Here is a 19,118-nt window from a genome sequence, read left to right on the forward strand (position 1 = left end):
ATCATCGTACCTCCTCGTGTTGTTTTGGTTTCTTTTCAAGGCTGCGTGGTGGCACAGGGCGTTTCAGGCTGTCCAGCACCGAGGGCCGCGCACTCTTGGCAACCACGGTTTCCGGCTGGGTGTGGCCTTTGCCGTCAATGTTCAGCAAAGTGTCCAGTTCCACCAGACGGGCGGACTTGACCCGCAGATCGTCCTCAAAGGGGAACGGCTTGCCAACTTCCTCTTTGGCAGCGGCCTGCTGCTGGTAAAGGTTCTCCAGCTGGTTTTTGACCGCCTCCAGACGCTGGGGCATCTGCGCCAGTGCGTTGTCGATACGGGTAAGATTTCCGCGCGGGTCTGTACCAAGAGTTGCCCTGTGGGTCATCTGTCCTTTCAGCAGGAGCGTATATTCCTGTTTCCAAGCGGAAAATTCCACGGACATGGCATAGCCCCGGTAACTGCCAATCTGCACCGGATCGGAGGTTTTGACCTCCTTGCAGGCATCCAGCAGGGCTGCACCGGCATTTTCTTTGTCGGTCAGCACATCGCCCCGGATCTCCATACCGGCAAAGCCATCTGCCGGGTGTGGGTGGGCAGCCAGTGTTTCTAAATCGGCTTCAAAGCCCTGGATATACCCCTTGTTGGTTTCGATTTCCTGGGGGAAGTATTTGAGCAGCTGGTCCTCCAGACGGTATTGCTTGCTCTGGTGGTCGGCTTTCATCAGCTTCAGCTTGGCAACCTCCACATCCAAATCCATACGCTCCTTGATACGGGGGTCTCCGGCACACAGGGCCTTGATCTCGGCAAAGGAAAGCGCCGTTTCATCCACATCGTCGCAGCTTCTCACAGGCGATTTAGAAGTCATGATCTGGCTGATGAATTTCTGTTTGTTTTCCACCGTCTGCCAGAGGTAGGCATCAAAAGTTCCCTCGGTCACATAGCGGTAGACATGGACCAGGGGGTTCTGGTTGCCCTGGCGCTCGATACGGCCCTTGCGCTGGGCAAGGTCTCCCGGACGCCACGGGCAGTCCAAATCATGCAGCGCCACAAGGCGATCCTGCACATTGGTGCCTGCGCCCATCTTGGCGGTGCTGCCTAATAGTACACGCACCTGACCGGTACGGACTTTAGAGAACAGCTCCTTTTTCCGTACTTCGGTGTTGGCTTCATGGATAAAAGCAATCTGGTCGGCAGGCATCCCCTGAGCAATGAGTTTCTGGCGGATGTCCTCATAGATGGTAAAGGCAGGCTCCGGTTCATCCAGTGGGATTGCTTCTTCCAACCCGTGAAGCAGCGGATTGTCCAGCTGTTTGGCTGCCTTTTTGGAGGGAGCTGCCTGGGGCGTGGAAATGTCGCAGAACACCAACTGGGTCAGCTTGTCTGCATCCCCGTCCCGCCAGATCTGCATGATGTTGTCCACGCACTGATTGATCTTTGTGCCAGGTTCATCCGGCAGCATCTGGTTGACGATCCTCTGGTCCAGTCCCAGCTTGCGGCCATCCGAGGTGATTTTGAGCATATTATCCACCGACGGGTCCACACTGCCTCTGTGTACTTCGGAAGCGCGCTCAGAGAGTGCCTTCACCATTTCCTGCTGATGTTCGGTGGGCTGTGCCACGATGTTGTGGTATTCCACTTCCGGGGTAGGCAGATTCAGTTGGTCGGCAGTCTTAATGTCGGCCACCTCTTTGAACAGGTTCATCAGCTCCGGCAGGTTAAAAAACTTGGAGAATCGAGTGCGCGCCCGATAGCCGGTTCCCTCCGGGGCCAGTTCCAGCGCCGTGACGGTTTCTCCGAAACGGCTGGCCCAGCAGTCGAAATGGGTCATGCTCAGTTCTTGCAGGCGGTCATACTGGAGATACCGCTGCATGGTGTAAAGCTCGGTCATGGAGTTGCTGACCGGGGTTCCGGTTGCAAAGATAACGCCACGGTTTCCGGTAATCTCGTCCATATAGCGGCACTTGGCGAACATATCGCTGGACTTTTGGGCATCGCTGGTGGAGAGACCTGCCACATTCCGCATTTTGGTGTATAAAAACAGGTTTTTGTAGTTGTGTGCCTCGTCCACGAACAGCCGATCCACGCCCAGCTGCTCGAATGTCACCACATCGTCCTTGCGGCTCTCGGCCTGCAATTTTTCCAGCCTGGCTTCCAGCGATTTGCGGGTGCGTTCCAGCTGCTTGACTGTAAAACGCTCGCCGCCGCTGGCCTGTACCTCGGCAATCCCTTCCGTGATCTCGTCGATCTGCTCATAGAGGAGCCGTTCCTGACGCTCTCGGCTGATGGGGATTTTCTCAAACTGGCTGTGTCCCATGATGATGGCATCATAGTCGCCGGTGGCGATCCGGGCGCAGAACTTCTTACGGTTGTGGGTCTCAAAGTCCTTTTTCGTGGTGACAAGGATGTTGGCGGAAGGATAGAGCCGCAGAAACTCCGAAGCCCACTGCTCGGTCAGGTGGTTCGGCACAACAAAGAGGGATTTCTGGCACAGCCCCAGACGCTTACTCTCCATGGCGGCAGCCACCATTTCAAAGGTTTTGCCCGCGCCTACTTCGTGCGCCAGCAGCGTATTGCCGCCGTACATCACATGGGCAATGGCGTTCAGCTGATGCTCCCGCAGGGTAATGGACGGGTTCATGCCGCCAAAAACAATATGGCTGCCGTCATACTCGCGGGGGCGGGTGGAGTTCATTTCCTCGTTGTACTGGCGCACCAGAGTTCGACGGCGCTCCGGGTCTTTCCAAATCCAGTCCTTAAACGCATCCCGGATAGCCTGCTGCTTTTGGGCTGCCAGCGTGGTTTCTTTGGCGTTCAGCACCCGGCGCTCTTTGCCGTCTGCGTCCTCCACCGTGTCATAGATACGGACATCCCGCAGGTTTAAGGAATCCTCCAAAAGCTTGTAGGCGTTGGCACGGCTGGTTCCGTAGGTGGTATAGGCTGCCACATTGTTCTGGCTTACAGAGCTTTTGCCGGTGATCTGCCACTCGGCGGTGAAAGAAGAATAGTTGACCTCGATATTGCGCTGGAGATAAAACGGCGTATCGAAGGTCTCATACATAAACTGCTGGATGTACTCTTTGTCGATCCAGGTAGCGCCCAGGCGCACCTCAATCTCCGAAGCGTCCAGGTCTTTGGGCTGGGCTGCGGTAAGAGCCTCCACATTGACTGCAAAGGAAGGGTCCTGCTGTGCTGCCCGCTGTGCCTGACGCAGCTTGCGCCGCACATTGCCGGACAGGTATTCGTCGGCTGTTACATAATGGGGAGTGCCGTCTTTCTCCACCTGTCCCGGTACACGGAAGATCACGCCTTGCAGCTCGGCGGCCAGTTCGTCGCTGGTCTTGCCAGTCAGCTCCGACATATACGCCATATCCACACAGGCTTTCTCCGCGATAGAGACGGCAAGGGCTTCACTGGCGGTATCCACGGTGTCCACCGCCTTGTGTGGCTTGATGGTGCGCTTGGTGAACATATCCGCCTTGCGTTCCAGCTTGCCGTCCTCGTCAATGACTTCCAGCGCGCAGAGCAGATAGTAGCTGGAATCATCGGCAAAGGCCAGTCGGTTCGCCCGGTCATTGATAAGACCATATTTTGCGGAAAAGCTGTCATAGAGCCGGTTCAGTTCAGCCTGTTTATCCTGGATGGCGCTGTCCGGTGTGGCGGCGTCCATTTGCAGATCAATGAGCTGCTGGACACATTCCCGCAGCCCCACCAGCCCTTTTACACGAGCTTCGGCGGTGGCATTCAAGTCAGGCCGCACCATACGGCTATTTTCACGGTAGTACACATCACCGTCCACAACGGTGTAGGAGTAATTTTTCACATTGGGGTCGGCGGGAATGGAGGTGTCGATGGCTTCGCCCTCACCCAGCTCCGGCAGCTCGGCTTCCTGGTAGGTGCCGCGAATGTACTTCACGGCATCATGCAGCTGATCGGCAAGCTCCAGCCCCTCAATGGGATTCACGGTGTAGTCCATGCCATGGGCGGTGCTTTCCGGTTCCTGTCGGCCCAGCACCATTTCCGGGTGGTCCAGGAAATAGCGGTTGATGGCAAATCCGTCCTCCGTCTGTCCGGTCTGGGTCCACTCTGGTGCAATGTCCAGCGGACGGTCACGCTTTTGCAGGAAAATGATGTCCGAAACGACCTCTGCACCAGCGTTTTTCTTGAAAGCGTCATTGGGCAGACGGATGGCTCCCAGCAGCTCGGCACGTTGAGCAAGATACCGGCGCACGGTGGAATCCTTGGCGTCCATCGTATAGCGGCTGGTGACAAAGGCCACCACGCCGCCGGGACGCACCTGGTCGAGTGCTTTGGCAAAAAAGTAGTTGTGGATGCTGAAATTCAGCTTGTCATAGGCTTTATCTCGAACCTGATACTGGCCGAAAGGCACATTACCAATGGCAAGGTCATAGAAATCTCGCCTGTCGGTGGTCTCAAACCCGGCCACGGTGATGTCGGCCTTGGGGTAGAGCTGCTTTGCAATCCGTCCACTGATGGAATCCAGCTCAACGCCATACAGACGGCTGTTTCGCATTTCTTCCGGCAGCATACCGAAGAAATTGCCCACACCGCAGGACGGCTCCAGGATGTTGCCGGTCTCAAAACCCATGCGGCCCACGGCCTCATAGATGGCCCGGATTACCGTGGGACTGGTGTAGTGCGCGTTGAGGGTGGAACCTCTGGCGGCAGTATATTCTTCCGGGGTCAGCAGCTCTTTCAACTGGGTATATTCCGCAGCCCATGCGGGCTTCTCCGGGTCAAAGGCGTCGGCCAGACCGCCCCAGCCCACATACCGGGAAAGAATTTTCTGCTGCTCCGGCGTTGCCTGTTCAGTGGTTTCCTCCAGATATTTCAGCAGCTTGATTGCCGCGATATTGGCCTGAAACTTGGCTTTCGGACCGCCTTCGCCCAGGTGGTCGTCGGTGATACGGAAATTCTCAGCGGTGCGGCGCAGGTTGTCCTTGTATTCCCCGTAAGCGGCTTCCTCGGCGGCTCTGGCATTGGGGAAGGTCTGCCACTCGCCGTTTACCTGAATGGAAACGGGGTGTTCGTCCAGCACTTCATCCAGAGTTTTTTCCGGCTCAGCGGCAGATGCAGGCGGCTCTGGCTCATTGGTTCGCAGGGTCTGAACAACCACATCATAGGGCAGATGGTTCTTGTCACCGGGATAAACTGTCACCGGCTCAGTGGTAAAACCGGGCTGTGCAGGTTCCGGCTTCTGCTCCAAATGCTGACGAATGACTGAAATCGGCTCCACCCGGAAGATGGGGAATCCCACCGCATTTGCAAAGGTCACATCTTGAAGTTCCACCCGGCCAATATCCGGCTCCAGCTTGCTGACCCGGAAAGTGCGCCCATCCAATGCAAAGGTGGTCTCGCCGGGAATTAGGTTGTGACGGGCATACTCGGCATCGGAAAGCGATTGGTTCGACTGCTCCTGTTCTTCAGCGGCAATCTGCTCCACATCCGCCATCACGCGCTGAATGAATGCGTCATTGCCCAGCTTTTCTTCGTCCACCAGCTCGCCATTCACAATACCGCGCTCGGCCAGCGCCTCCCGGATGGCGATGGGGTCGATGTTGTCGAACCGGTCCTGTTCTGCTTCGGTGTAGAACCGGTCCTCCTTGATAAGCTGAGCGATCCGGCGCTGTACCTTGGGCCAGGGCAGCTCAATTCCCTCCGGACTTCCGGCGCGGATCACAAACAGGCTCTTGCTGTCACTGCCGCTGTATTCCTGAGCCAGCCATGCAGCGGTATCTTTTTCCCGCCCATGCTGTTCCATGTAGCGGACAACGGCGTGTTTGCTCTGAATATCTCCGTTCCATGCGCGGATGGCATCGTCAATGTCATCCTGCGAGAGAGGACGCAGCATTTCATGGAGCCGTGGGTAGGTTTCGTCAATTACTTCCCGGTGCAGCCGTTGGCGGAACTCCGGCACATCGGAATAGAGCCGAATCAGCTCCAAATCACCGGAGCCGAGAACGGCACGGCGGATGGCGGCATTGCCCTCAATGACAGCATTTTCATGGTCGCTGTGACCGCAGGCGTTGCGGTATGGCACATCCTCCATCACAGCGGCAAGCACAGTGGGTTTGTACTGCTCATGCAGTTCCCGAATCGTGGGAGCTGGCTGTTCCGGCACATCCTCCTGCAAATCGTCAAGGTTTGTATCCGGCTGCTGGGACTGGACTTCATCTTCCTCCGCCAGCGCCTTTTCCGCCTGGATTTTGTCGTACTCTGCCTGTTCCTGTTTGGTGAGATAGCGTCCCTTTTGAATCAGATCAGTAATCCGTTTGGCAGCTTTCTCCCATGTGAAATGCACATCCGGGCAGCCATCCTTTTTGTAACGCAGACCTTTTCCATCGTGATCTTCCCAGCTGCCCCCAGCGCCGGACAGGGCGTGAGAGTGTCCGCCAGTGCCGTACTCATTTTTGAGAAAATCCACCTTTTCTTTATCCGTATGGGGCTTCTGGAAAAAGGTAAAAATCCGGCCTTTACCACTTTCAAATCCGCTGCCTCTGGTCATGGCGGCGTCGATCTCATCCTCGGTAATGAAGTGCTGGACGGTTGGCACTTGGGAAAGGTCCGAAGAAAAAGTCCTGCGGGACAGGGACAGGTCTTTCAGGTTTTCCCAAATCTCTCTCGGTTTGTGGTAGTGGAAGCGCAGCAACTCCCGGTCCTGCTGGTAGGCCGTCCAGAAGGCAGCGTATTCTTCCGCAAGGGTCTGACGGAACTCCGGGCGGTTCAGCTGCTCGGCAAGCCATGCGGTTTCTTCCGGGAACCCGTTTCTCTGAATACCGGACAGACAGGACAGATACCCGGAATCTCTGGCTTTATCGCTGAAATCGTGGTACAGATGCCAAAGTTTTTCCGCAAGGAGGGAGCGTTCATAGCCCGCCGCCTCAGCCAGCTCCACATTGGCGGCAAACTGGCCCTCCTGCAAAAGCTGGCCGATACGCTCGGCGGCGCTCTCCCAGGAAATGACCTGGGCGGACTTGTCGTAACGGGCTGTTTTGCCGTGGGAAAGATGGATGCCGTCCTCGGCATACCATGCGGTGACGCTGCCGATCCCGTTGCCGCCGTGATACAGATTTTTCAGAGTGTCTGCGATTTCGGCGGTGGATTTCTGCTTCTCAAAGGCCGCCACAATGCGCTCCCTTTGGCGATCCGTGTTGCCGCCCAGCCGCAGCACATGGTCAATATCCGCCTGGGCAAAAGAAAAAGCAGAGGATGTTTTCACATTCTCTGCTTCATCTATGATTCGGATTTGTTCGTTTTCGGAGAGGAAGAAACTCAGCTGTGAATAAGCTCCGCCATCAGAATCTCCTCGGCCTGCGCCTTGCAGGTGTTCATCAGGCCCACCCAGCGCATCGGATCGCTGGCTTTCAGCTGCTCCGTCGCGCCCGCGTCTTTCGCCAGCTGGGGCATCAGCTGCTCCAGACGGCTCTGTGCGGTCTCGTCGATTTCCAGCAGGTGTGGGTACAGCTTCTCGCTCATCAGCAGCTGGTTGTATAGGATGGGACGGTGTTCCTTGAGGTATGCTTTCCGCATCCTGCCGTACTTGCCCAGGGGCTTCTCCGGCTGTTCGCTCAGCTTCAGGTCGGGAATCAGATAATCTCCGTTCTGGATGTAGTTCATGGGATTCTTCATGTTGGGGTCTCCTTTCTTTGATGGCCTCACGCTCGGCATTTCGGATGGTAACGCCGATCTGCCGCAGCACCTGTTGATTGATCTGGCTGACCGCCGTTCCCAACGCCCCGATGGTAGACGGGGTGTTGAAATCAAAGATCGCCATGAAATCTTCGTGGTCGAAGTAGCGTTCCGGCTCCAGTCCACAGCGGGACATCAATGCGTAAGTGATGCTGACGGTGGCGGCTGCCTTAAACTGTACTTCGATGTTAAATTCATCATATTCCTCTAAAAAGGAATCGTCAACGATATAAAGAAAGTCCTGACGATGCTCGTTCCAGTATTCGCCCGCCAGTTTTCCGGCCACCGCCTCCAGCTGCTGGGCAAGGTCATCGCCGCCAACCTCGTAAGTGCGCTCCAGCATGGCCGACACAGAATCCCTGTGCTGTTCCTCCAGCTTCCACAGCCAGGGGGTGCGGGAATGTTCGCGGGTCCCGGTGTCCGTGATGTCGAACACATAGCGCAAACGGGGTTTATCACCGGAATCGTCCACCAGGGCGATACCCTTGGAGCCACGGCGCACATAGCGGCCCATTTTTTCATTCCATAAATCATACTCCGCACAGGCGGTAGCGTCGGGGCGCTGGGCATAGATCAGCAGCTGTTCATGGAATGGATACTTGTAAAGGCGGGCAGCAGTGTTCAGAAATCCCGCCCATTCCTGCCAGCTGCCAGTGAGCTGGGTCGCCACATGGTCGGCCATCTGCCGGTAAAATTCTGTTTTGGATGGCATGGTGTTTTGTCCTCCTTTCAGTTTTGGGTAAAAGAAAAGCAGGAAACCTTGAAAGATTTCCTGCTGCTTATACGTTTATTACCTATTTTTTTGCCAGAATACAGATATGATGTTTTTGGTTTTTGTGATCGATGGTGATTTCTGAAAATCCTGCTTCAGTTAGAAAAAATTCTAACTGCTCTACAGTATAAATTTTCATGTTGTCAATGATTTTCAACCACTTATCATCCGCTTTATTTGTACCATCGGATTCATTCACAATTAAAAACCTGCCACCTTTTTTGAGGATTTGGTACACCTGTTTAAAACTCTCAAGAGGTCCCGGCCAGAAATATACAGTTTCAAATGCTGTAGCCAAATCAAAAGTGTCTGCGTTAAAAGGAAGCTGCAAAACATTTGCATGAGTAACCTGCAATCTTCCGTTTTTAATCGCTTGCTGATTGAACTGTTTTGTTTTTTGGACAGAAATCTCAGAGTAATCTAAAGCATGCACCGTTGCAGCCGGAAATCGCTTTAATAATTCTGCTGCATTTCGCCCACCTCCACACCCCAGATCTATGATTTTAGATGGGTGCAATTTTGTAATATGCTCCATCCCCCAATCCGAAACAGCAGCGTGGCCTTTATTCATACTTTTCACCATAAGTTCGCCCAGCAAGCCTTCTGGTTTTCTTGTGCTATTAAATAATTTTTTTACAATTCCCATTTCCCATTTCCAACCCGTTCTTGATATATTTATATCTTTTTCCTGTATTCAATTCCTAAAATAAACAACCCAGTGATAAATATGATTGAAAAACAACCGATGGGAACAGCAATACCATGTTCAAGCATGGTACAAATCAATCTGCCCGGTGGTGTTATCCAACTCGTTACGGGATTTAAGATACAAGCCGCCAGCAGAATAACAATGCCAATCGTTCCACTCAAAGTTAAAAAACCGCCAATTAGTGTTTTTTTCATAGCATCTACCTCTTTTTATATCCGAAGATATTACTGGTTAGCATTAACTAACTATAAATATACCACAACAGGCAGCAATTATCAAGTATTTGCTTATTCATCAAAATCCGGGTACAGTTCCAGCTGGGCAAACTCGGCGTCGCTCATAGCCTGGAGCTTCATCAGGGCGCTGTCGGTCAGTTCCCTCAGTTCCGTTTCCTCCGGCGAAAGTTCGCCGCGCATCTCGGTCAGAGCCTCCATCAGCCCGGTGCGGCTGCCGGTGTTGTAGATACAAAGCAGGTTCATTTCTTCAAAAGTAAAGTTTCCCATATCAAAGCTCCCTTTCCGCGCTCTTTTTAGGCGCTGTCTTTTTGTGTTCCGTCCGGGGCTGGCTTTTCAGCTGCTCCATGACGGACTTTTTCTTGTCCCGTTCCTCCCGGTGGACAGCTTCCGCTAAATCCATGAGAGAGATTGGCTGGCCGCTGCGGGCCTGCTGTTCCAGCTGCGCCACGGTCGGCTCTTTTGGGCCGTTGTTGATGATGCCGTCGATCATGCCGTAGTCATCCTCCAGCATCATTTCCGCATTTTTCAGCGGATTGTCCGGCAGGAATCCGGGAATCTCGGTGAAACCAACGCTGTCGCAGTAATGACAGGATACCTTACCGTCCTGCTTGATGGCAACGATGTCGCTGACGCTCAGGGACGGGCTGTGAAAATCCACAGGCTTTTTCAGGTTGAACTGTTCATACAGCGTTTCCAGCTGCTCCATAGTGCTGCCGGAACCGTTCAGCGGGGCGGTGTAGATCAGGTCATAATTACTTCGGTCCACGGCCAGATTGTGCGATTGCAGCCAGTCCAGATTCATAAACCGTACATTCTGCGGATCGTCCCGGCTCACCTGATAAATGGCAAAGCAGCAGCCCTCATGGGCAAGAAATGCCTGCTCCCGTTCCAGCTGCCGTTCCTGCCGTTCCAGCACCTTTTCATGGAACTGGGGGCTTTTCTCCCATTCCTCGTGTTCCACACCGAAAAGTCCGCCATGCTCCATGATTTCTTCGGTGTCAAACACCATGCTCTCCGTGTTATCTTCATGGAGGACATAGACGGTCAGACCGGCAGCGTCCAGTTCCAGCGCCCGTTCTCTGGTGACAGGCAGCATCCCATCGTAAAAGTAGCCGTATTCCTGCATATCCGAAACAGATACTTCGCTGTCGGGCATGGGGTACTCATCCAAAGACTGTTCCTGAGCATCCGGCAGCTGGGTGGCGGTTGCTTCTGCGGTCTGCTGGTTGACCTGTTCCGGCTCCTGTTTGGCGGTCAGGTCAATGCCGCGCTCCTTACAGATTTCCTTGTAGTGGCATTCGATGTTGTTAATCAGCTCACAGGAAGTCTTATTGATGGTCTCCAGGCTGGCTCGCAGCTCCTTCAGCTCCTTGTCCTTGCTCCAGGTGGCGATATACCCGAAACTGTTTTCCCCGGTCTGGATGCCAAAATACTGGCAGACTGCATAGGAAATGCTTTCTGCTTCGACTTCTTCTGTGCGACGGTCCTTTTTCTGTTCCTGCAAAAACTGCGAGAGGGTAAGCATACCGCCGTTAAAATTCAGTCCGGTCTCATCTGTAAAATACAGCCTGCCTTCTTCTGAAAACTCTAACGGAGCAGTCAAAATAACAGAACCAGCGTGGTTCACCACCACTCTTTCCTCAACACAAATCGGGGAACCGGGGTCCTCATCCGAACCACGCAGGTCATAGCAATAAACGCCTTCGGGCAGATCATCACGGGAAATACGCCCGTTGGAAAACAGAGCGGGTTTCTCAAATAACTCTACTTCCTGATATTGTTCGTCATTGTCAATCTGAATTTTTTTCTGATTATGGAGCTTGCTGTGTGCAATTTCATGGACAGTGGCAGAAACGGTCTGCACCTCGCTCATGCCTTCCCGGATGGCGATGCGCTGCTGGTCGGGGGAAAAATAGCCGTCCGTGTTGGCGACCATCGGCTCAAACTCGATGGGAACCGGGGCAGAGCGCCGCAGGGCTTCCAGAAAGGCTTCATAGTGCGGCACAGTCCCCGAAAGGCTGGAGGACAGCTCTGGCAGGGGCTTGCCATCGGTCTGGCTCACATCAAACACCTTAACCGGGCGAAACATGGGGATTTCAATTTCTTTTTCCTCCATGACCGCCTTACCGTCTGCATCCAGAATGGGGGCATGGGTGTCCGGGTCGCGCTTCATTTCCTCGATTTTCTTTTTGTAGGGCGTGGGGGCGATGATGGTGATGTCATGCTCGCCCTTTTTCACATGGCGCGCAAACTGGTTTTTCCACTTGTTGAATCCAGCCACCAGCGTAGCTTCCGGCTTCTGCATATAGATGAGCATGGTGTTGTTCACCGAATAACGGTGAAACTTGGACATGACGGACAGATAGCGCATATACTTTTCGCTCTCGAACAGCTCCTTGATACCCTGTTCGATACCCGCTGTGATTTCCTGCAACCGTTCCCGGTTGGTGGGCTTATCAGCCATGATGTTCACTCTCCTCTCTAAATTGGCGATTGTTGATTGATGTTCAGCGATCCATAGCTTTTGTTCCTCCGGGCTGTCCTCCAGAAAAGAATCCAGCAGATAGCCGATATAATCCTTTTGCTGCACCGCCTCTAAAAAACGGGGGTGCATGGGTTCCTCCTGTGTTTTGGGTGTGTAGCCCGCTTCCCACTTGCGGAGAAGATGGAAGTAGTCCGCCAGAACCCGAAAGGCATGGTCCCGGTTCTCCTGAAACTTCTGCGCCTCGGTTTTCTGGCGAACATAGTTCCTCCGGGGAGGAGCCTGACTGTCATAGATAAGGCCAAAATCCTGCGCCAGCTTCTCGGCGGCTTCCTTGGGGGACAGGTTGTAGAGCCGGGCGGTCAGGTCTATCACATCGCCGGTGGCTCCGCAGCCGAAACAGTAGAAATATTCTTCGTTCAGCTTCATGCTGGGATTTTTGTCATCGTGGAAGGGACAGCAGGCCATGCCGCCCCTTTTGACCTCAATCCCATATCGTTCTGCGGCTTCCCGGACGGTGACAGACTGCTTGACCATCTCAAATACATTTGCGCCCATCGTCAATCAGCTTTCGGTTTGGGGATGGGCGGCCTGTACCCGGCAGCCTTGGCCCGTTCACTGGCAGCCTTGCGGCGCTCGGCGCTGTATGGCTCCCGGACGGACACACAGCGTTTGGGGACTGTAAAATTGTGCTTATCCTTTTTGCAGACCTGTTCCGGGTGCTTTTTGGAAAGGCGGGTCAGCTTCTCCATCAGTTTTCGGTCATGGGTATAAACTTCGGCGGTGTCCTCGGCCTGATTGTAGAGGAGAATGGTTTCCTGTTCATAAAGGGAGAGCTTCATTTTGCACCGCCTTTCTGCCGGTCAAATTCCAGCTTGAAGTTGGCGTACCGCCCATCGTCCTCCAGAACCACCGTGGCATCATAGGTCTTGCCGGTCTTTTCGGAATAGCAACCGGTGATCCTTGCGCGGCCATCCTTGAGCAGCGCCGTCACCAGTGCCTTGGTAGGCTGCTTTTTCTTGGCTGCCCACCATTTGTTGTTTTTCCAGATGGCAAATTTGCAGGATTCTGTCTGGCAGAAAAATCCTTTTTGCAGTTCCGCCACATCGCCGCCGCAGCGGGGGCATTTGCCCACCACTTCGCGGGACGGCGTGAACAGGTACTCAGTCCCCTTGATGACCTGATAGGTCTCCACCAACTCCCGGAGCATGGCGCAGATCCCGCCCATGAAGTCCTCCGGGGACAGCTCGCCGCGCTCGATCTCGCTTAAACGGTGTTCCCATTCAGCGGTCAGCAGGGGCGATTGCAGCTGTTCCGGCAGCACGGTGATCAGGGACACCGCATCTTTAGAGGGCATGAGCTGCACAGCTTTCTTACTCTTTTTGCGCTCCAAAAAGCCGGTGGACACCAGCTTTTCCAGAATACCGGCGCGGGTGGCCGGGGTTCCTAAACCCTGACGCTCCGCATCCTCCGGCATATCGTCTTTCCCGGCAGTTTCCATCGCGGAAAGCAGCGTATCCTCGGTGAAGTGTTTGGGCGGGCTGGTTTTGCCCTCCTTGACGGCAGCGACGGACAGGGCAAGCGTCTGACCTTCGGTTAATTCAGGCAGAGCCTTGTCCTCAGCTTCCGGCTCCGCATTTTTCAGCGCAGCGCGGTAGGCAGCGTCCAGCGCCCGCCAGCCGGGGCGTTTCACCGTTTTGCCCTTGGCGGTAAACTCTGCACCGGCACACTCCACGGTGACAGCAGTTTCTGAGTAAGTATGCGGTTCCGCCACCGCGCACAACAGGCGTTGTGCTACCAGCTCCAGCACCGCCTTTTCGCCCACCGGCAGGCCGGACAGGTCAGCGTTTTGGAGATTGCGGGTAGGGATCACTGCATGGTGGTCGGTCACTTTTTTGTCGTTGATAACCTGAGCCGCATCACAGGAAATGGCGATCCCTTTGCGAAACGGCATGGCATTGGCAACCAGATTGACCAGCACAGACAGGCTTTCAGCCATATCGCTCGTCAGATAGCGGCTGTCCGTGCGGGGATAGGTGCAGAGCTTCTTTTCGTACAGATTTTGGAGGTAGTCCAGGGTTTGCTGGGCCGTATATCCCAACAATCGGTTGGCATCCCGTTGGAGGGTAGTCAGGTCATAGAGGGAGGGCGGCTTTTCCGATTTGTCGCGGCATTCCACCTTTTTGACCGTCACATCCGCACTCTGGCAGGCGGCTTTCAGCTGCTCGGCAGCAGCCTTGTCCGCCATGCTTTCCCCGGAAACGGAAAAACCGGGCAACTCCAGGACTACCGTGTAAAACGGAACCGGCTTGAAGGTGTCGATCTCGGCTTCCCGTTGGACGATGAGCGCCAGCGTTGGGGACATGACGCGCCCGATGTTGAGGGTACGGTGGTACAGCACGGAAAACAGTCTTGTGGCGTTGATCCCCACCAGCCAGTCTGCCTTGGCGCGGCAGAGAGCAGCTTGGCGCAGACCGTCATAATCGGCACCGGGGCGCAGGTTTGCAAAGCCCTCCCGAATAGCGGAATCCTCCATCGAGGAAATCCAGAGCCGCTTCATGGGTTTGCTGCATCCCGCCAGCTCATAGACGCTGCGGAAAATCAGTTCGCCCTCGCGTCCGGCATCGCAGGCGTTTACCACCTCGGTCACATCCTGGGCGTTCATCAGCTGTTTCAGCACAGCAAACTGTTTCTTCTTGTCTTTACCCACCACCATCTGCCAGTGTTCCGGCAGGATGGGCAGATCGTCATAGCGCCACTTGGCGTAGTCCGGGTTATATACATCGGCATCCGCCAGCCCAGCCAGATGCCCCACGCACCAGCTGACACGCCAGCCGTTTCCCTCCAAATAGCCGTCCTTGCGGACAGTCGCGCCGATCACGGCGGCCAGACTTTGGGCAACGGACGGCTTTTCAGCGATTACCAGTTTATATCCCATCATCTTCATCCTCCCATTCTTCCCGCACAGGCGTGTGCAGTTTTTTCTCAATGCTGTTTTCCTCATCCAGCAGCAGGTCATAGCCGAACCGGTAGTCATAGCGGTACAGCTTTCCCAGCAAATCGTTGATAAGGATACGGCAGGCCAGAATGACACGGGTTTTGTCCACCTGCAACAATCGGTAGCGTTGATAATTGCTGTAATATTCCTCATGGCGGCGGGTACGGCGGACGGTTTCCTCAAACAAAATATCCACCGGGTCCTGACATCCATCCTCTTTTTCTCCCTCCATGCAGTTCAGAAGTTCCATCACCATAGGGAAGCTCCGTTCATCCATGGGGGCTTCTTCTGCCAGAAAGCCTACCAGTGCGGATAAGAGCAGGCGGGCGGCTGTCTGTTCCCGGTCTGTCAAAACTGCCATTGTCTGCGCAGCATCCGGCAGGAGCGTTTCTTCCACAAAATCCGCTGCGTCGCCTGAATAAAGCTGACGAATGGAATCTATGGACAGGGGAACCGCTTCGGTATCCAGGGAGAAATCAAAAGGTTCCTCCCGTATGGGCTTTTTCCGAAATTTGCTCCACACAGTTGAGAGAATGTCGCTGCCAAAATACACGGCGATCACCAGCAGGTCAAAAATCGCAAGCAGCTTAATAAATGTAATCAGAATACTCATTTTTTTCGTTTCCTTTCTTTGAGCCATCGTTCCATCTCACGATGGCAGACTCCCACGCAGGGCTGCCCATAATTCCCACAGCCATAGCAGGGGTGGCTTTTGGGTAAAGAGAGAGGACGGGAAGTGTCCTTCCCGCCCTCCGGCCTGCGTGTCATCATGCGTTCATAGGGGCTGTCGGTGAACCGGGTCATGGGGTGTCATCCTCACTTTCTTCACCGCCGCCCCTGTCAGCGTCCAGCTCGCCCGATTCCTCGTCCTCCAGTTCAGTTTCTTCCTCATCCGGCAGTTCCTCGCCGTCCTCATAGTCATAATCGTCTGGATTGCTGTTGTTTTTATGGTTGGCTTTACCCTTAATAAATTTGAAGTAGGCAAAGGCAGCGCCGCCCATCACAGCCAGCACCAGCAGCAGGACAGCCGGATTTAACCCTGCGGGTTCTTTTTTCTCCGGCTCCGTGGGTTCCTTTGGCGGCTCCGGCTTCTTGCCGGTACAGCCGGTCATGTCCGTACTGCACACTTCGCATTTGGTGTTGACAGCACCGGCTTCACATTTTTCCGTGCAGTTGCAGACAGCAGGCGGTTTCTCGGCGGATTGCCCGTCCTCCATCAGCGCCATCAGGTCAGCTTCGTCCACCTGATTTAAGAAATGGACGGCGGTCTCCTTGTCCTCGTTGGCACGGTCAATGAGGATGTAGAAATAATTGCCGGATTTTGTGGTGACGGTGATGAGCTGCTTGTTGCCGCCGAAATCATCCACCAGGGCAGCGTTGCCCTCCGGGGTCAGGGCAGGACTGTCCTCAGTTTCTTCCACCACATTGGTATCGTTGGTGGCATCCTCCGCCTGGGGCTGCTCCGGCCCTTGAGCAAAAGCGGTGACAGAAAAACCGCCCATCAGCACCAATGCGGCGCAGAGGGCGGAAAGGGTCTTAAAAATTCTCTTATTCTTCATGGGCGGTGTCCTCCTGTTCTTCATGAGCATCCATACCGGGGAGTGTGCCGCCGGACAGCATGGCGCTTAACTGCTCCGGGGTCATACGCATAGCGCGCACCATCTGGACGATCTCCAGATTTTCCGCTTCGGTTTTCTGCGCTTCCAGCGATTTCAGCTTTTCCTGATACTCTGCGATTTTCTCACGGGTTTTCGTAATTTCCCGGTCAATGCGTTCGATTTTCGTAGCCATAATCAATCACTCCTTATCAAAAGATTTGTCACCAGTTCATCAGACCGTAGCCCTTGATGCACTCGTAGTTCACATCGTAGCTTCTGATTTTGCAGGCATCGCCGCTGTTTCCCTCTACGGTATAGACCCGGCTGCCGTCTGTACCGATGACGATGCCCACATGGTCGGCTCTGCCGTCCAGATTCCAATCGAAGAAGATGGCATCGCCAGGGGCAAGGTTGTCATAGCCGCGCGCGCCCCATTGTCCATGGGACTGGAACCACGGGATGCCCTGGGACTGGCAGGCGGCAAAGCGCGGCTCGGATAATCCCATCTGCCCATAGCACCAGGACACAAAGCAGGCGCACCATTCCACACGGGAATTGAAGCCGTACCAGCTCCAGTAGGGCTGCCCGCCCACATTTCCCACCTGACGTTTGGCCAGTTCCACCAGCTCCGGGTTGCCGGGGCGTGTGCCATTTACAAACTCCACACCGTCCAAACTCTCGGAATCACTGGTATTTGTGGAGCCGCCGCCGAAGATCAGCGGCTTGTTGCCAAGCGTCTGCCGGTACACCTGATACATTTCCAGCTGCTCCGGGGTCAAAAGCTCTGTGGCAAGAGAGGAGATGGGGCGGCTCTCCAGCTTGACATGAAGAATCCGGTATTCGTATTCGTGGGTGTCGCCATCCTCGTCCGTATAGGTGCGAATCTGGATTTCCTCGGTGAGCGTCAGGGTATATTGGGCGGAAAACACGCGCTCCAGTTCGCCTTGGGCGCTGGACTGAGTGTAACCTTGCAGCACGGCGGACAGGTAGGCTGCCAGCTCATGGGGGTCATGCCCGATCATATCAAGGTCATAGCGGTACTCGTCATATCCCGGATGGCTGCTTTCGATGTTGTCGATCTCGGCTTGCAGCGCCGTTTCTCTGGCGGCGTAATCGGCCTCCACCGCAACAAGTTCCGGGTCATCCGACGGATAGGTGGAGCCGGAAATGGCAGAACCGATGCTCTGCGCCATCATGGAGCAGGAGGACATGGTGTTGAGCAGCAGGCAGATGAGCAGAAAAATTGCGCCCACAAGCAAGAAACCTTTTTTGTGGCGCATAACAAATGCTCCGGCCTGCTGTGCCTTTTCCTTGACCGTCTTGGCGGCCTTGCCGGTCTTTTTTGCGGTGTTGGCGGTGTTTCCGGCGCGCTTGGCGGCGGCGTATTCCTTTTTGATGGTCTGTTTCTGCTGCCAGCGTGAAAACGGATTGCTGGTAAGCTGGGGATTTTCCCGCAGGGACTTTTGATACAGGGCATTTACATTGGCCTTTTCCAGCTTTTGCTCCGCCTGTGCCGCCTTGCGGTAAGGTTTCAGATTGTGACTGCGGTAGCCTTCCCGAACAAGCCTAACGCCGGTCTCTGCGGTTTCCTCAGACTTGTGGGCGCTCTCCACGCCCACATTGTCCTGTTCCGTTTCACGGATTTCCTTGTGGAGTTTCCCCAGCACCGCATCTCCCGGAGCATCCCGGACCGCATGGGACAGCTTGGAGGGCGGTTTTTTCTTGTCCTCCAGCACCAGTTTGGTGGTCACTTTGCCGGTCTTAGGGTCCACCGTTTTTTGCCGCACCTGCTTTTTGGAGATTTTCGCCTGCGCCTTGTCTGCTTTGGCGGCGGCCCGGTCAGCCTTGCGGATGGGCTTTTCCAGCGCCGGGTCAGCGCGTTCCTCGTCTGTAAAGTGCAGGCGCGGTTCCTTACGCATACCAGCCACCCGCCATCAGGTCATCCAGCAGCACACAGGTTTCCGCATATACCGGAATCTGAATGGTTTCTGCCGGAAAGACCGTTGTGGACAGGAAAATCGCCATCAGGGTTCCTCTTGCCATGTCCCGATCCTGAATCGGGCTGCCTATAAACAGCTTGGGAACATCCGGTATGCCCTCTGTCCAGATATGGTGAATCCGGGTAAATCCGGCATAGCCCTTGGGCGTGAGATTTTTTGCTGTCTTTTCCTGCTCATAGCAGTAATGGACGGCGGCGCGAAGCAGTTCCACCATCTGCTCACATCCGCTGACGGCGGCCAGAAGCAGACCTGCGCCTTTTTCAATTTCTTTCTTTGTCATGCTGTTCATCCTCCTTTTTTAAGTCCAACGGTTTGGTGGTCATTATGGCATAGAGTTCGGTGTTTTTCGGGAAGTGGTCCACGAAGGGCAGGATGGTGGAGCCGTAGAACAAAAGCCCTTCACCCTCGCCGGAGTGGGTCACATAGGAAAGCTGGTGCGGGGAAATGCCCAGCTGTTTGGCAAGAATCTGCCGGTCTCCGCCCGCCTGGTTGAGCATATACACGAAGTCGGAGTTTTATAGTGATAGGTAAGCCCCTGATATCATCTCAGGCTTTTCCCCCACTTCACACCGTGCATGCGACTTTCACCGCACACGGCGTTCCATCGGTTAGTAGATTTCGTTGTCTAAACAATCAA

Annotated in this window: 16 protein-coding genes and 1 pseudogene; 2 read left to right on the forward strand and 15 right to left on the reverse strand. The window is 54.7% G+C overall.

From position 1 onward, the window contains the following. Nucleotide 1: 1 nt before the first annotated feature. Nucleotides 2–6,502 (reverse strand): SNF2-related protein, encoded by a 6,501-nt coding sequence (locus FYJ45_RS19595; protein ID WP_330588763.1) that lies wholly within the window; start codon nt 6,500–6,502, stop codon nt 2–4. A gap of 767 nt (nt 6,503–7,269) precedes the next feature. Beyond that, complete coding sequence (locus tag FYJ45_RS30895; protein WP_330378457.1) at nt 7,270–7,614, reverse strand: TnpV protein; 345 nt, start codon at nt 7,612–7,614, stop codon at nt 7,270–7,272. Here FYJ45_RS30895 and FYJ45_RS31870 point away from each other — a divergent pair. Further along, a complete protein-coding gene (locus FYJ45_RS31870; protein ID WP_226915952.1) occupies nt 7,613–7,897 on the forward strand; it encodes a hypothetical protein in 285 nt (94 codons plus the stop codon). The two genes, FYJ45_RS30895 and FYJ45_RS31870, sit on opposite strands and share 2 nt — an antisense overlap. Nucleotides 7,898–8,272: 375 nt before the next feature. Continuing rightward, nucleotides 8,273–8,536 (forward strand): hypothetical protein, encoded by a 264-nt coding sequence (locus FYJ45_RS31875; protein WP_321170268.1) that lies wholly within the window; start codon nt 8,273–8,275, stop codon nt 8,534–8,536. Here FYJ45_RS31875 and FYJ45_RS19600 read toward each other — a convergent pair. From FYJ45_RS19600 to FYJ45_RS19660, 13 genes and pseudogenes are all read right to left on the reverse strand, one after another. Next, nucleotides 8,481–9,104, reverse strand: coding sequence for a class I SAM-dependent methyltransferase (locus FYJ45_RS19600; RefSeq protein WP_154466829.1), 624 nt, complete (start codon nt 9,102–9,104; stop codon nt 8,481–8,483). The two genes, FYJ45_RS31875 and FYJ45_RS19600, sit on opposite strands and share 56 nt — an antisense overlap. A gap of 29 nt (nt 9,105–9,133) precedes the next feature. Then, the gene (locus tag FYJ45_RS19605) at nt 9,134–9,361 is read right to left on the reverse strand and encodes a hypothetical protein (protein WP_021659625.1); all 228 of its coding nucleotides are present in this window, start codon (nt 9,359–9,361) and stop codon (nt 9,134–9,136) included. A gap of 93 nt (nt 9,362–9,454) precedes the next feature. Continuing rightward, nucleotides 9,455–9,670, reverse strand: coding sequence for a transposon-transfer assisting family protein (locus FYJ45_RS19610; protein ID WP_154466831.1), 216 nt, complete (start codon nt 9,668–9,670; stop codon nt 9,455–9,457). A 1-nt stretch (nt 9,671) separates the two neighbouring features. Further along, nucleotides 9,672–12,443 carry an LPD28 domain-containing protein gene (locus tag FYJ45_RS19615; RefSeq protein ID WP_154466833.1) on the reverse strand — a complete coding sequence of 924 codons (2,772 nt, stop codon included), beginning with the start codon at nt 12,441–12,443 and terminating at the stop codon, nt 9,672–9,674. A 2-nt stretch (nt 12,444–12,445) separates the two neighbouring features. Further along, on the reverse strand, nt 12,446–12,727 hold the full coding sequence (locus FYJ45_RS19620) for a hypothetical protein (protein WP_002578878.1): 282 nt from the start codon (nt 12,725–12,727) through the stop codon (nt 12,446–12,448). Then, nucleotides 12,724–14,826, reverse strand: coding sequence for a type IA DNA topoisomerase (locus FYJ45_RS19625; RefSeq protein ID WP_154466835.1), 2,103 nt, complete (start codon nt 14,824–14,826; stop codon nt 12,724–12,726). The genes FYJ45_RS19620 and FYJ45_RS19625 overlap by 4 nt, the downstream gene beginning before the upstream one ends. After that, nucleotides 14,813–15,496 (reverse strand): conjugal transfer protein TraG, encoded by a 684-nt coding sequence (locus FYJ45_RS19630; protein WP_154466837.1) that lies wholly within the window; start codon nt 15,494–15,496, stop codon nt 14,813–14,815. Before FYJ45_RS19630 ends, FYJ45_RS19625 begins: the two co-directional genes overlap by 14 nt. Beyond that, nucleotides 15,493–15,687: a hypothetical protein gene (locus tag FYJ45_RS19635; protein ID WP_025579406.1), complete on the reverse strand. Its 195-nt coding sequence runs from the start codon at nt 15,685–15,687 to the stop codon at nt 15,493–15,495. The genes FYJ45_RS19630 and FYJ45_RS19635 overlap by 4 nt, the downstream gene beginning before the upstream one ends. Next, nucleotides 15,684–16,442 (reverse strand): DUF4366 domain-containing protein, encoded by a 759-nt coding sequence (locus FYJ45_RS19640; RefSeq protein WP_154466839.1) that lies wholly within the window; start codon nt 16,440–16,442, stop codon nt 15,684–15,686. Before FYJ45_RS19640 ends, FYJ45_RS19635 begins: the two co-directional genes overlap by 4 nt. After that, a complete protein-coding gene (locus tag FYJ45_RS19645; RefSeq protein ID WP_155521203.1) occupies nt 16,432–16,677 on the reverse strand; it encodes a DUF4315 family protein in 246 nt (81 codons plus the stop codon). Before FYJ45_RS19645 ends, FYJ45_RS19640 begins: the two co-directional genes overlap by 11 nt. 25 nt (nt 16,678–16,702) lie before the next feature. After that, nucleotides 16,703–18,400 (reverse strand): C40 family peptidase, encoded by a 1,698-nt coding sequence (locus FYJ45_RS19650; protein ID WP_154466841.1) that lies wholly within the window; start codon nt 18,398–18,400, stop codon nt 16,703–16,705. Then, entirely contained in the window at nt 18,393–18,761 is a 369-nt protein-coding gene (locus FYJ45_RS19655; protein WP_154466843.1) for a hypothetical protein, read from the reverse strand. Before FYJ45_RS19655 ends, FYJ45_RS19650 begins: the two co-directional genes overlap by 8 nt. Continuing rightward, a pseudogene (locus FYJ45_RS19660) lies at nt 18,742–18,996 on the reverse strand (VirB4-like conjugal transfer ATPase, CD1110 family); the annotation flags it as partial. The gene FYJ45_RS19655 and the pseudogene FYJ45_RS19660, both read right to left, overlap by 20 nt. Nucleotides 18,997–19,118: the final 122 nt, after the last annotated feature.

The organism is Eisenbergiella porci, assembly GCF_009696275.1.
GTDB classification, from domain to species: Bacteria; Bacillota; Clostridia; order Lachnospirales; family Lachnospiraceae; genus Eisenbergiella; species Eisenbergiella porci.

Bases quoted from the DNA above. Each gene is read 5' to 3' on its own strand.
- FYJ45_RS19595 (WP_330588763.1), bottom strand. From the start codon at position 6,502: ATGACCAGAGGCAGCGGATTTGAAAGTGGTAAAGGCCGGATTTTTACC.
- FYJ45_RS31870 (WP_226915952.1), top strand. From the start codon at position 7,613: ATGGGATTCTTCATGTTGGGGTCTCCTTTCTTTGATGGCCTCACGCTC.
- FYJ45_RS30895 (WP_330378457.1), bottom strand. From the start codon at position 7,614: ATGAACTACATCCAGAACGGAGATTATCTGATTCCCGACCTGAAGCTG.
- FYJ45_RS31875 (WP_321170268.1), top strand. From the start codon at position 8,273: ATGGAATGGATACTTGTAAAGGCGGGCAGCAGTGTTCAGAAATCCCGC.
- FYJ45_RS19600 (WP_154466829.1), bottom strand. From the start codon at position 9,104: ATGGGAATTGTAAAAAAATTATTTAATAGCACAAGAAAACCAGAAGGC.
- FYJ45_RS19605 (WP_021659625.1), bottom strand. From the start codon at position 9,361: ATGAAAAAAACACTAATTGGCGGTTTTTTAACTTTGAGTGGAACGATT.
- FYJ45_RS19610 (WP_154466831.1), bottom strand. From the start codon at position 9,670: ATGGGAAACTTTACTTTTGAAGAAATGAACCTGCTTTGTATCTACAAC.
- FYJ45_RS19615 (WP_154466833.1), bottom strand. From the start codon at position 12,443: ATGGGCGCAAATGTATTTGAGATGGTCAAGCAGTCTGTCACCGTCCGG.
- FYJ45_RS19620 (WP_002578878.1), bottom strand. From the start codon at position 12,727: ATGAAGCTCTCCCTTTATGAACAGGAAACCATTCTCCTCTACAATCAG.
- FYJ45_RS19625 (WP_154466835.1), bottom strand. From the start codon at position 14,826: ATGATGGGATATAAACTGGTAATCGCTGAAAAGCCGTCCGTTGCCCAA.
- FYJ45_RS19630 (WP_154466837.1), bottom strand. From the start codon at position 15,496: ATGAGTATTCTGATTACATTTATTAAGCTGCTTGCGATTTTTGACCTG.
- FYJ45_RS19635 (WP_025579406.1), bottom strand. From the start codon at position 15,687: ATGACCCGGTTCACCGACAGCCCCTATGAACGCATGATGACACGCAGG.
- FYJ45_RS19640 (WP_154466839.1), bottom strand. From the start codon at position 16,442: ATGAAGAATAAGAGAATTTTTAAGACCCTTTCCGCCCTCTGCGCCGCA.
- FYJ45_RS19650 (WP_154466841.1), bottom strand. From the start codon at position 18,400: ATGCGTAAGGAACCGCGCCTGCACTTTACAGACGAGGAACGCGCTGAC.
- FYJ45_RS19655 (WP_154466843.1), bottom strand. From the start codon at position 18,761: ATGACAAAGAAAGAAATTGAAAAAGGCGCAGGTCTGCTTCTGGCCGCC.